The organism is Massilia aerilata (assembly GCF_042656905.1).
Taxonomy (GTDB): domain Bacteria; phylum Pseudomonadota; class Gammaproteobacteria; order Burkholderiales; family Burkholderiaceae_D; genus Telluria; species Telluria aerilata.
Window position 1 is genome coordinate 121,327 of the sequence record NZ_JBHSMZ010000004.1, and the last position, 11,972, is coordinate 133,298.

The following is an 11,972-nucleotide window of genomic DNA, read 5'->3' on the forward strand; positions in this document are numbered from 1 at the left end:
TTAAAATAATAAGAAAGAAGCCCTCCTTTTCGCCCTCACCGGGTATCTTGCTGATGTTTCCTAGGTGAAATCAACATAATGGAATTGTGAGAATTGCAGAAGTACTCAGCCTAGTCTGGTAAACCATGAAATAGTTGTATTGACTGTAGCTTTTTCCTCTGGCCAGTCTGATATCACCTCCCACCGTAGTGCTTGGAATGGGGAAACTCCCTGTGTACAATGCACAGTTCCTTGATTTCAGTGATCTTTTTTGTGTCTTCTAATGCAAAGATCCTGATCAATCCCAACACCGTAGGTCTGTAGAGTTACCGGAAAAAATCCATGTCTGTCACCCTCTTCAGGGCGATGAAGCTGAGCAGCTTCGTCGTCGCCCTTCCTTTTTTTGTCACCGGCTGCGCCAATATGGAGCCGGGCATGCGTATCGACGTGGACCGTGTCCCAAGCACGCACGCCGCCCCAATGCCTGAGCCTGTCATCAAGCTGATCACGCCAGACCTGATCCAGGAAGAGCGTGCCGCCAGGGAGCAGAACGCAGACAAGCGCGCACAGGCGCTGTTTGGCGAAGCACGCCCTTACTTGATCGGCCCTGGTGACCTACTGTCGATCCTGGTGTGGAACCACCCCGAGCTGAACATTGCAGCGGCTGGCGCGCAGGCGCTGACGAATTCCGGCGCCCAATCGCCGGCCGCGTTCCTGGTCGACAGCGAGGGCATGATCCAGTTTCCGTTCGTTGGCCCGATCAAGGTTGCCGGCATGACGGAACTGCAGGCACGTAGCCTGCTCTCGAAGCGACTGATCAAGTCGATCAAGGACCCCGACCTGACCCTGCGCGTGCTGGCCTACCGCAGCAAGCGGGTGTACATCGACGGCGACGTCAAGGCGCCGGGTGGCCAGGCGATCGACGACGTGCCGATGACGCTGCTGGAAGGCGTCAGCCGGGCCGGCGGCTTTTTGCCGACTGCGGACCAGAGCCAGGTGATCGTAGCGCGTCATGGCGTTTCATATCCGGTCAACGTGCCGGAACTGGTACGCAAGGGCGCCGACCTGTCACGCCTGATGCTGGCGTCGGGGGACGTGGTGCGCGTACCGAACCGCGACGAGAGCAAGGTGTTCGTGCTGGGTGAAGTGACTCGCCCGGTGGCACTGCCTATGTATAACGGCAAGCTTTCGCTCGCCGCCGCGCTGGGCGAGGCTGGTGGTTTGAACCAATTGAGCAGCTCTGCGCGGCAAGTGTATGTGATCCGTGGTGCGAATGAGCCGAAGCCGGTGGTCTATAACCTCGATGCGAAATCACCTGTAGCGTTGGCGATGGCGGAAGGGTTTGAATTGAATCCGCGGGATGTGGTGTTTGTGGATGCTTCTGGCCTGACGCGTTACAACCGCATTATTAGTCTGATTCTGCCGACTGCTGCGACGGCGGCCACCTCTGTTGGGCAACTGAACCGATGAATAATATTCTTGTTGTTTGTATTGGCAATATTTGCCGGAGTCCGATGGCTGAGGCACTGCTCAAGCGTGCCCTTCCTAATCGGCTGGTGCATTCCGCCGGATTAGGTGCATTAGTGGGCAAAGGCGCTGACCCGCATTCGATTGAGCTGATGGCGGAGCAAGGAATCGATATATCTGATCATGTAGCTCAGCAAATAACGCAAGTTCTGGTAACGGAAGCAGACGTTATTTTCGTCATGGACCTGGAGCAGAAACGCTATATCGAAAGCCAATATATGGGTGCGCGCGGCAAGGTCTTTCGCTTGGGCGAGGTAGCGAAGGTTGACATTCCAGACCCTTACCGTGAAGGAATCGAAAGCTTCCGTAATGCACATCAACTAATTGTCGACGGCGTACAAGCGTGGGCAAGTCAAATTGAGCAGATTGCGTAACGTCGTTTACACAGCGCTTTCACATGGATAACGAATCACTCAAAGTACCTATGAATCAGCCAGTTTCAAATAATGTGCTTAAAACTAGCCAAGTCATCGAGCAGGACAATGAATCCTTAGACTTGGCATCGTATATCGACTTGGTAGTCGAAAACCGCTGGCTGATCGTCATTGTGGCATCGATCATCACTGTTCTCGGTGTCGCTTACTCATTCATTGCAATGCCCGTCTATCAATCGAATATCCTGGTGCAGGTCGAGGACGGGGCAGGTGCGCCTGGCATGATGCTCGGCGATCTCGCCGGTGCACTGGAAATGAAATCCGCGGCAACCGCAGAGATTGAGATTCTTCGCTCGCGGTTCGTCGTTACACGAGCTGTAACAAATGCGCAGTTGGACCTGACGCTGAGCGCAAAGCGTTTCCCTATCATAGGTAGCTGGATCGCGCGCGGTAAGAACGAGCTCTCTGAGCCGGGTCTATTCGGTTTCGGCGGCTTTACTTGGGGTGCAGAAAAAATTAATGTATCAATGTTTACCGTCCCCACAAGCTTTGAAGGAGAACGGTTCGTTCTCACTGCGATGGGAAACGGAGCTTACGTTATCACGCACGCTGAAGCCGGTGTTACGGGGAATGGCCATGTTGGCGAAACGCTGTTAATTAATACTAAAGATGGCGCAATTAAAATTCACGTGCAGAACCTTGGCGCAAAAAAAGGGGCGCAATTTTTCATAAGTCGCGCTCCCTTGCTCGAAACGGTTGAACGGTTGCAGAAATCGCTAACGATTACAGAGAAAGGAAAACAGTCTGGGATCATCGGTGTCTCATTAGAAGGCACCGACCGTGAAAGAACTGCTGCGACCTTAAACGAAATTGGCCACGAGTATATCCGTCAAAACGTCGAACGTAAATCCGAGGAAGCCCAGAAGTCGCTAGCTTTTCTGGAAAAACAACTGCCAGAACTCAAGCGTAGTCTTGAGCAAGCCGAGGCTACGTATAACGCAATGCGCAACAGCCGTGGCACAGTCGACCTCAGCGAGGAAGCGAAGTCCGTCCTGCAACAATCTGTGCTCTCGCAAACCAAACTTATAGAGCTTAAGCAGCGACGCGACGAACTGTTGACACGCTATCAAGAATCTAATCCACTTGTCCGAGCTGTGGATCAGCAAATACATACTCTGAATGGCGAAATCGCCGGGGTCAACAATCGTATTAAAAAGATGCCTTCTATTGAGCAAGATGTGCTGCGTCTTACGAGAGACATTAAGGTTAATACTGATCTTTATACATCTTTATTGAACAGCGCACAGCAACTGAAATTAGTAAAAGCCAGTAAAGTCGGTAATGTACGTTTGCTTGATGAAGCTGTAATTCCGCTTCGACCGATTCGCCCTCAGAGCTCCCTCGTGATTTCCATGGCTATGCTTATGGGTATTATCGTCGGCATTGGATGTGCATTTATCCGCAGATCATTCTTTGGCGGTATTGAAGATCCTAGTGAAATCGAAAAGATCCTTGGTCTCACGATCAGTGCAGCAATTCCGCATAGCGCTCGACAGGAGTCTTTGTACAGCAACGTAAAAGCGGGTGCTTCGAAGATTTCGGTCCTTGCAAAGGACGATCCCGCCGACCTTGCAATTGAAAGCTTGCGTAGTTTCCGGACGTCGCTCCAGTTCTCAATGCTGGGTGCGAAGAACAAGATTGTCATGATCACTGGCCCCACCCCCGGCGTAGGAAAGTCCTTTATTTCCGTCAATTTTGCTGCGGTCATTGCTTCTGCTGGGAAAAAGGTTTTGTTGATCGATGGAGACCTTCGCAAGGGTTACCTGCAGCGCTATTTTGGTTTGCATCGAAGGGGTGGGCTTTCGGAAGTAATTGCAGGCAGTAGTGTGTTCGCAAGCGTGGTTCACAAAGACGTTTTAGAAAACGTGGATTTTCTTTCGACTGGTGAGATCCCTCCACAGCCTTCAGAGCTTCTCGAGCATTCCAACTTCGCAATGCTCTTGCAAGAAGTGATGCGCCAATATGATCTAATCGTTATTGACACGGCGCCGGTGCTAGCCGTCACGGACGGTATGGTGATCGCGCCATATGCAGGAACGATTTTCAATGTCGTACGTGGTAACGTCAGTACAATGGGAGAAATCGAAGAATCGGTAAAACGCATCCAGCAGGCCGGTCACAATGTGGCTGGCCTGGTTTTCAACGATCTACGTCACCGTAAAGGTGGATATGGCTCGAAGTACGGGAAATATCGCTACGCACAGTATAAATATTAAGAATTAGAAGCGACTTCTGTTCATAAATGAGCACACTGGGCAAAACGAAATACTCGAATGCATATTTTAAAAAATATGAATGTTTGTTGGAAAATTTCGTTCGCATCGGTCTTGAATGTGTGGACTATTTTCTTGCAGTGAAATTGAGTAAGAAATGCAACGTGTTTGAATTGGAAATTATGAGCGAACGGACTATTTCATGAAGGTCAAGCGAGGCTTCTCTGGCCGCCTTTTGGATCGGGTATTTTCCATAATGCCGAAAGCAGCTGCCCAATTAATAATTAGCTGGACCCGTTTCGGTGAATGTAGGCTTGCTACAGGTCTCAGAAAATCGGCTTATCGAAGGGTTCTGGCAAAAATGGGCGATGATGTAGTTATATTTCCCGGTGTCTATATTTATGGTCCTCAGTTTGTTTCAATTGGGAGTCGGGTGAGCATTCATGAGTTCAGCTATATTAATGGATATGCAAATGGCACCGTGGAAATCGGAGACTGTGTTCTGATTGCTGCAGGTTGTAGGATCAATGCGGCGGAGCACCGTTTCGGGATACCTGGGGTATTAATTCGCGATAGTGGTGAAGAATATGAAAAAATCCGGGTTGGAAATAACGTCTGGTTAGGCTTTAATGTCTGCGTTTTAGCTGGAACTACCGTTGGTGACTCTTCTGTGATTGGCGCAGGCGCAGTCGTTACCAAAAACATCCCATCAGAGGTCGTAGCTCTAGGTGTTCCGGCCCGACCTTTACGTCGTGTGTATAACGATCCAAGCTCGCCAGCCGCTGGTGCGGAAGCGGTTTTACTCTAGATGCGTCTACTTTTCATAAGAATTCTTATTCAGGTCATGAACGGCTTGATGGGAATGGGCCTTGGAATTCTTACCGCACGCTGGCTTGGTACAGAAGCACGTGGTGCCCTGAGCCTTTTGCTGTTGCTTCCGTATTTTGGGGGTGTCCTGCTGACTCTCGGGATGAACGATGCTGCACCATACTTAGTGAATCGATTAGGCGTGGATGTACGTGACATCACGCGATTTTTCTTCCAGTACAGCGTTGCTGTAGGAGGTATAGCGTGCGCCGCACTTGGGATAGGTATTTTTACCAATGGCCAAAGAGTATGGGGATACCACTTCGATTTTTTGCTCGCATTTTTTGCAGCGATTTTGTTACTCTGTCGTCTTTCAAGTATGCTTGGGCGTGGCTTGTTAATGACCACGCAAAACTATAAGACGACTATATGGCTTGACTTCGCCGAGAGTGTGTTGCCACTGATTTTCTTTCTCTCTTTTAGCATCGCGTTTGGCAGCTCTTTGCATGGTGCCGTTCTCGCATATCTTTTAAGTGCCTTGTTTCAAATGATTGCGATCGCAATCCTAATTAGGCCTAAGGGCGCCGGTTTTATCAACCCTTCCAGACCGTTAGATATTTTTCGGAAGAGCGCGGCATATGGGACCCAAACTTTGCTCCGAAGCATCGGTGGAATAGTTTTGCAACGAGCAGACTTCTTTTTAGTTGGGGCAATGCTTGGCAGCAGTGCTTTGGGGGTTTATTCGGTTGCGAACACGATCGCTGAGGCAGTTTTGCGCATTCCAGACGCAGCGTCTTGGTTGCTTGGTCCTAAGGTATCAAGAGAAACCGAACAAGAGGCTGTACGAACGACAAATAAATTTTTGATGCTTATTTTTGGATTAACCGCCATTTCGGCTCTATTTGCCGGTCTTATCGCGCCTAGCTTTGTTAAACATTTCATTGGTGCCAAATTTATCGGTGTGGCTACGGTGTTGCCAGCAATACTATTTGGAGTGACAATTTCCGTTATCTATAAGATTCTTGGATCAAGTTTGATCGGCCGGGGGTTTGCTTTTCGAGTCGCTGGCGGCACGTGGATTGGCGCTAGCGTAATGCTGGTTCTTGATGTTCTGTTACTTCCAAAATTTGGTCTTCTTGGTGCAGGGATTGCTGCTTGCATCGGGTATTCGATTAATTCCGCTTGGGTTGCCTTTTCCTATATGCAGAAGATGCCAAAATTTGTTGGGAAAAATATCTGCGATGTCGCTAATTAGCCGCTGCCCACATGAAGCTTTGTCATAACAGTTGTAAATAGTTAATAATTGGATTTATGATAAATTCGCTCCGACAAATTCGAAACTACGTCTTTACTAATTTTTTTGAATTGGCGGATTTAGTTCACTACGTAAATCAACGAAAATACTTTCGTTTGGCCTCTAATGAATTAGTTAAAAAGGCAGTGAGCGAACTTCAGTCAGATCAATCTCGAAATATTCTGCTAGTATCTGCACATGCCGACGATGAGGTGCTAGGTTGTATGGCTATCATCAATGCACATCGTGATGCGGGTGCCGATATCAATTGGTTAATTGCAATTGACGGTAGAAATGCAAATGGAGGGCATCGTAATGCGATGGAAACTGCTGCTCATCGGGAAAAAGAAGCATTAGCCGTCCAGGCCTCATGCGGCTGGAATAGCTGCCATTGGTGGGGCATTCCTAGTCCAGCTAGCGACAATGAGGAACTTCGAGAGCGATTTGTCAAGCTTTTAAATGAAGTGAAGCCTGACCTAATTTATGCTCCGTTTCCGTACAATCATCATCCGGAACATCGCTTGATGGCTCGCTTGGTATCGGAACTCACGCCGGAGTCAGTCCCTGTACGCTTCTACCCAATTCAAACGCCGCTAACTCCAGTGTTCACGACGGCCGTCTATGGAAATGATGAACTTTCTCGTGATACAGAGCGGGTCTTGAAGCTGTATCAATCACAAAGATTTATGTGGCGTTCTTTTCGCGCCGCTTTATACCTTCAAAAACTTGAAGGTATTTTATATAAAAAGAAAGTGCCTATCATTTCTATTTGTGAGTTTGAACGCGGCAAGCGGACCGAGACAGTGAGAGGTCTACTTGCTGCCGCCGAGAACGAGACACCACAGAAACCAAATAGAACATCAACTCTTGCCCGTGACTATTTGCTACTTTATGCTCAAGCGAAACGCGTTAAAGAATTGATCGGCACGCCCGCACTAAACGAGGGGAAATAATTTTGAAAGTTGCTTTCTGTACATATCCAAACACAAACCAGAACATCGGCGGTGTACAAATGCGAGTCAACCGGACGTTTAAGGAACTGAGGAAAGCGGGCGTAGATGTAGAGCTTTTCGATCAATGGCGTCATCATTTGTCGGAATTCGAAATTTTACATTCGTTCAAGTTGCACCATTCTGTTCAAGAGCTTGTACTCACAGCAAATAAGCGTAGGGTCTGTAATGTAATAAGTACAGTGTTGCCCCCCGAATATCCTGTGAGGACTGTTCGAGTAATGAGTGAATTTTGGAAAAGGAATATTGGAAGGAATCTCCTTGCGCACACCATTTACTCTCAAGCCAAGGTCGCAGACGGACTAATTGCAGTTTCTCGTGCAGAAGCCAATATAATCGAAAACGCTTTTTCTGTGCCTGCAGACAAAATTCATGTAATTTCGAACTGCGCTGACGCCGCGCTCTATGGTAGTGCAGACCCGTCGATATTTAGAGAGAAATTCGAACTAGAACGGTACGTTCTAATGATCGGTCGTGTCGAGCCTAATAAAAACCAGCTACGGCTTATTCGTGCGATGAAGGCAATCGATCTCCCATTAGTAGTTGTGGGGCGTATTTCTGATGATGCCCAAGACTACGCAGCACAATGCCGTAAAGAAGGGGGTGGAAGAGTTAAATTTATCGACCACTTACCTTACAACAGTGAGCTGTTGGCATCCGCGTATGCAGGTGCTGAAGCATTCGTCTTGCCAAGTGTATCGGAAATTGCTCCAAATTCAACAATAGAGGCTGCAATGGCCGGAACAAGAATTGTTGTAACACGCAACTCATTAGCGCCGGCAGAATGGTTCGGTGGAAGTGCCACATACGTCAACCCACTTGACGAGCAGGATATTGCGGAACAACTGAATTATGCGCTAAAAAGGCCGCGCGATCTTCCATTTAGAAGTCGAATTCTTGATGAATTTTCATGGGAGTCCGGAGTAAAGAAATTGAAAACAGTTTATGAAACCGTATTGGAGCGTCGCGGTTAATGAGTTCGAAAAGAATGGAACAGCTCGACCATCCCGTACGGGATGCAGCAGCGCAAGCATGTGCCGGCAAAAATGAAGAAGTAGATAGGTTACGATCTAACCCTACGCGAGTTCTACTCATCGGTGTACTTCCTTTGTGGGCTGATAGGGGCGACTCAATCCATATGCGTGAAATCGCTGTTGGATTGCAGAATTTCAATATTAACCCGGTGGTATTGTGCCTGCCTGGACCGCAAGCGCCTGTGGGCTCGACGCTACAAGAAGTTCGAGTTCAGCCGTGGCACCGCAGGTTTGCCTTTCAGTTAAGCTGGAATCTACTCGGCACAATTGCCGCGGTTCGGACAATTCGAGCTCAAAAGGTAGAGGTTATCTACTCCCGGCTTGATCCTGGCATGGTTGTTGGTTGGCTTGCCAGTTTATTGACGAATCGACCCTTGGTCGTGGAGATGAATGGACTGCCAAGCGAAGATATGCGAATTCAGCGCCCCAACAAGTTTTTTCAGCAGGCAATAACTGCAAGATGGGAAAAGCTGATGTATCAGGTTGCACGAATCGTTGTGGGCTCACCGGGCTACTTGCGCTATATAAATGAAAACTTTCAGATAACTTCAGACAAATGCTGGCCTGTTCCTCTCGGATATAATTCCGAATTGTTTTATCCGCGCAGCAGAAAGGTTTGCCGTGAGGCGCTGAACCTGAGTGATTCGCCGCTTGTTGTATGGATGGGCAATCTGACTGTATGGCAGGGTTTGGAAACATTGATGAAATCGGCCGTCATGTTGAAAGATCGGCTACCTAATGCGCGAATCATTTTAGTTGGCGATGGGATTTCGCGCAAAATGTGTGAGCAGTTCATTCAAGATGAAAAGCTACATTCGACGGTGACGCTCGTTGGTCATGTGCAATATGAAGACGTGCCAGTCTACTTAGGCGCAGCAGACGTTTGCGTAGCGAGTTTTCCAGGAAATCGTGGCACCCCAGGAACAATTTCGGCTTTGAAGACCGTCTCTTATCTTGGGTGCGGTCGACCAGTAGTTACAACTGCAATGGATGAATTGGGCATAACCATTCAGACCGCTGGAGCCGGTTTTTGTGTCGCGCCAGATAACCCTAAAGCGCTCGCGCAAGCGCTAGGTGATTTGCTTGAGGAGTCGCAAGAAGAGAACAACCTTAGGGGCCTTCGTGCACATGAAATTGTTGCCGATGGCGGTTCATGGGATCATGCGGCTGGCCGGATTGCTGCATGTCTACAAGCAGTTGTGAGATGAGTCAACTTAAATTAGCTGTGTCACATCGCTTAGCCACTGTGTCACTTGCGATATTGTTAAACGGAATGCTAATCTGGCAATTTCTGCCGGGAGATCTATTAATCGGCGGGCGCGCCTTAATCATGGCGCTTGTTACTGTTCTGTTTCAACTTGTAGTCGTTAATAAGAATAAATCGCCGTTAAATAAGCGAGCGGGCGTGTACATTCTAATGATGTTATTGCAGGTATGTGTATTTACATTTTCGCTTTTCATAAGCTCGTTTCCAGAGTATGGAATGTGGAAAGTGCAGGGCTTTTTGGTTTTTTCAGTTATGCCGGCATTCTTCATCGTTTGGAACTATTGGCAACGCCCATTCCTTATCGAAAGTTTTCTGCGTTGGCTGCTTGTCTTCTCCGCGCTGCCGGCGTTTTTGATCTTAATGGACACGGAGATGCTTGAGCCTGGTTTCTTTCGATATTCACTTAATCAACTTGGTGTGGATGTGATTGGAACCGAACGAAGCCTTGGATTAGGTGTGCTGATCGCCACAATTTTTGCCATTCGTGCCAAAGGTTGGCGTCGAATGTTTTTTATTTCTGCAAGTGCTCCGTTGTTAATAATGATGCTCATGATTGGTGAGCGGGGGCCAGTGTTAGCACTTCTATTTTCTATCACCTATGTAATCGCGGTCCTAGTATCCACATTTCGAAGACTTAGTGGGGGTGCCCGAGTATTAATTAGTGCAATAGTATTCATTGTTGCAGCACTGCTTTTGCCAATACTTGTGCCTCGATTTTCTGCGGAGGCGCTTAGTAGCGATGGCCGGTGGAGTGTTTTCGCGGCCGCACTGACTCAGTTGGGTGATTCGCCATTTTTCGGAACGGGGCTTGGCGCGTTCTCACCAGATCCAAGCACTACTGGAGGCAGAGAATATTTTCATAATATTTTTGGCGAGATATTAACCGAGGTCGGTGTTTTGGGGTTTGGTATTATGTTGCTGCTTTTCGTTCTACCTTTCTTATTGAACCCTATCCGATTTTCCAAAATATCGGAGGAGATGAGGCCGTGGCTTCATACCTCGGTCGCGCTTTTCATATATGCGTTTATTAATGCTAATGTTAGTGGCGATCTCGCAACAAACTATTTTGTTTGGGTTGGGTTTGCACTGATTTTTTGTTGTGGGTATCCTAAAACGTTGGCCAATATGCGTTCGGGTCATTGCTAATCCGTATTCGTTTGCCAGTATTAGGATGCCTCGTTTCGTGTTCTAGTTTATGGATTCTTGAAAGTCATTTTATTCTCTTATGAAAATTGCTTTGATAATTACTGGCCTTGGTATGGGGGGGGCAGAAAATCAAGTCGCAAGTCTCTGTGATTACTATGCGGCGAAAAATCATTCTATTTTACTGATTTCACTGACCGGTGAGACTGTCGTTAAACCAACTAGTCAAGTAGTACGTGTCGCCCCCCTTAATATGAAGAAGAATATTTTCAGCTTCATATCGGCTTACTTGATGGCGCTTCGGTTGATCCGTGAATTCTCTCCTGACGTCGTACACAGTCATATGATCCATGCGAATCTGTTCGCGCGTCTGTTGCGACTCGTTCAGCCGATGCAACGTTTGATTTGTACTGCCCATAACTCTAACGAGGGAGGAAAATTGCGGATGTTGGCATATCGATACACTGACAATCTCGCAGATATAACAACCAACGTAAGTCATGATAGCGTAAATCAATTCATCGTTAAAAAGGCTGCGCCACTGCGGAAAATAATTGCGGTTCATAACGGAATTGACTGCGAACGGTTCAGATTTGAATGGTCGATTCGTCAGAAGACACGTCGGGACTTGAATCTCGCGGAAGATATACATGTATTTTTTGCGGTTGGTAGATTTGCAGACGCGAAAGATTATCCTAATTTATTTTCAGCGTTCAGTACAATTGCAAGGAGCCATAAAAACTGTGTGCTTATGATTGCTGGATCTGGCGGTAATCAAGCATTTTTTGAGGCAAAGGCTCGTGAGTTAGGACTTGCAAACAGAATTCATTTCCTTGGTTTACGGCGAGACGTTTTTGAACTAATGAATGCTGCGGATACGTTTGTGTTGTCCTCAGCGTGGGAGGGGTTGCCGCTGGTGGTCGGGGAGGCAATGGCATGCGAACGTGTCGTGGTGTCGACAAATGCTGGCGGTGTTAAGGATTTTGCGGGCGATAATGCATTTGTTGTGCCCATCAGGGATAGCTTTGCCTTAAGTGAAGCCATGGGGAATGCTTTGATGTTATCGCCAGAAGAAAGACGTCAAAGAGGCAGCGCTGGGCGTAAGAAAATCGTTGAACTTTATTCTTTGCGCCGAATAGCTGAGCAGTGGTTAGAAATGTATGACACCAATTCAGATTTGGCCGAAAGATTTTTTTCAAAAGAAGAGTCGGCAGTCATGAATCATCCTGATAGTCGACTGGTTGATTAATGCGCAAAAAATCAT

10 protein-coding genes are annotated in these 11,972 nt (G+C 47.7%); all 10 read left to right on the forward strand.

Annotated features, from left to right (window positions below; all coding sequences use genetic code 11):
• The first annotated feature begins 321 nt into the window (after window positions 1–321).
• The 10 genes from ACFPO9_RS05220 (at window position 322) to ACFPO9_RS05265 (ending at window position 11,957) form a co-directional block, all read left to right on the forward strand.
• A complete protein-coding gene (locus tag ACFPO9_RS05220; RefSeq protein ID WP_379768096.1) occupies window positions 322–1,449 on the forward strand; it encodes a polysaccharide biosynthesis/export family protein in 1,128 nt (375 codons plus the stop codon).
• Window positions 1,446–1,880 carry a low molecular weight protein-tyrosine-phosphatase gene (locus ACFPO9_RS05225; protein ID WP_379768099.1) on the forward strand — a complete coding sequence of 145 codons (435 nt, stop codon included), beginning with the start codon at window positions 1,446–1,448 and terminating at the stop codon, window positions 1,878–1,880. The genes ACFPO9_RS05220 and ACFPO9_RS05225 overlap by 4 nt, the downstream gene beginning before the upstream one ends.
• 23 nt (window positions 1,881–1,903) lie before the next feature.
• Window positions 1,904–4,156, forward strand: coding sequence for a polysaccharide biosynthesis tyrosine autokinase (locus ACFPO9_RS05230; RefSeq protein WP_379768102.1), 2,253 nt, complete (start codon window positions 1,904–1,906; stop codon window positions 4,154–4,156).
• A 199-nt stretch (window positions 4,157–4,355) separates the two neighbouring features.
• On the forward strand, window positions 4,356–4,961 hold the full coding sequence (locus ACFPO9_RS05235; RefSeq protein WP_379768105.1) for an acyltransferase: 606 nt from the start codon (window positions 4,356–4,358) through the stop codon (window positions 4,959–4,961).
• Window positions 4,962–6,215: an oligosaccharide flippase family protein gene (locus tag ACFPO9_RS05240; protein ID WP_379768108.1), complete on the forward strand. Its 1,254-nt coding sequence runs from the start codon at window positions 4,962–4,964 to the stop codon at window positions 6,213–6,215.
• A gap of 56 nt (window positions 6,216–6,271) precedes the next feature.
• Entirely contained in the window at window positions 6,272–7,207 is a 936-nt protein-coding gene (locus ACFPO9_RS05245) for a PIG-L deacetylase family protein (protein ID WP_379768111.1), read from the forward strand.
• A 2-nt stretch (window positions 7,208–7,209) separates the two neighbouring features.
• A complete protein-coding gene (locus ACFPO9_RS05250) occupies window positions 7,210–8,238 on the forward strand; it encodes a glycosyltransferase (RefSeq protein WP_379768114.1) in 1,029 nt (342 codons plus the stop codon).
• 14 nt (window positions 8,239–8,252) lie between these two features.
• Window positions 8,253–9,506 carry a glycosyltransferase family 4 protein gene (locus tag ACFPO9_RS05255; protein WP_379768117.1) on the forward strand — a complete coding sequence of 418 codons (1,254 nt, stop codon included), beginning with the start codon at window positions 8,253–8,255 and terminating at the stop codon, window positions 9,504–9,506.
• Window positions 9,503–10,711 (forward strand): O-antigen ligase family protein, encoded by a 1,209-nt coding sequence (locus ACFPO9_RS05260; RefSeq protein WP_379768120.1) that lies wholly within the window; start codon window positions 9,503–9,505, stop codon window positions 10,709–10,711. Before ACFPO9_RS05255 ends, ACFPO9_RS05260 begins: the two co-directional genes overlap by 4 nt.
• Before the next feature lie 79 nt (window positions 10,712–10,790).
• Window positions 10,791–11,957: a glycosyltransferase gene (locus ACFPO9_RS05265; protein ID WP_379768123.1), complete on the forward strand. Its 1,167-nt coding sequence runs from the start codon at window positions 10,791–10,793 to the stop codon at window positions 11,955–11,957.
• Window positions 11,958–11,972: the final 15 nt, after the last annotated feature.

Excerpts from the sequence above, each read along its gene's own strand:
- ACFPO9_RS05255 (WP_379768117.1), top strand. The coding sequence starts at position 8,253 with ATGGAACAGCTCGACCATCCCGTACGGGATGCAGCAGCGCAAGCATGT.
- ACFPO9_RS05220 (WP_379768096.1), top strand. The coding sequence starts at position 322 with ATGTCTGTCACCCTCTTCAGGGCGATGAAGCTGAGCAGCTTCGTCGTC.
- ACFPO9_RS05230 (WP_379768102.1), top strand. The coding sequence starts at position 1,904 with ATGGATAACGAATCACTCAAAGTACCTATGAATCAGCCAGTTTCAAAT.
- ACFPO9_RS05235 (WP_379768105.1), top strand. The coding sequence starts at position 4,356 with ATGAAGGTCAAGCGAGGCTTCTCTGGCCGCCTTTTGGATCGGGTATTT.
- ACFPO9_RS05240 (WP_379768108.1), top strand. The coding sequence starts at position 4,962 with ATGCGTCTACTTTTCATAAGAATTCTTATTCAGGTCATGAACGGCTTG.
- ACFPO9_RS05225 (WP_379768099.1), top strand. The coding sequence starts at position 1,446 with ATGAATAATATTCTTGTTGTTTGTATTGGCAATATTTGCCGGAGTCCG.
- ACFPO9_RS05245 (WP_379768111.1), top strand. The coding sequence starts at position 6,272 with ATGATAAATTCGCTCCGACAAATTCGAAACTACGTCTTTACTAATTTT.
- ACFPO9_RS05265 (WP_379768123.1), top strand. The coding sequence starts at position 10,791 with ATGAAAATTGCTTTGATAATTACTGGCCTTGGTATGGGGGGGGCAGAA.
- ACFPO9_RS05260 (WP_379768120.1), top strand. The coding sequence starts at position 9,503 with ATGAGTCAACTTAAATTAGCTGTGTCACATCGCTTAGCCACTGTGTCA.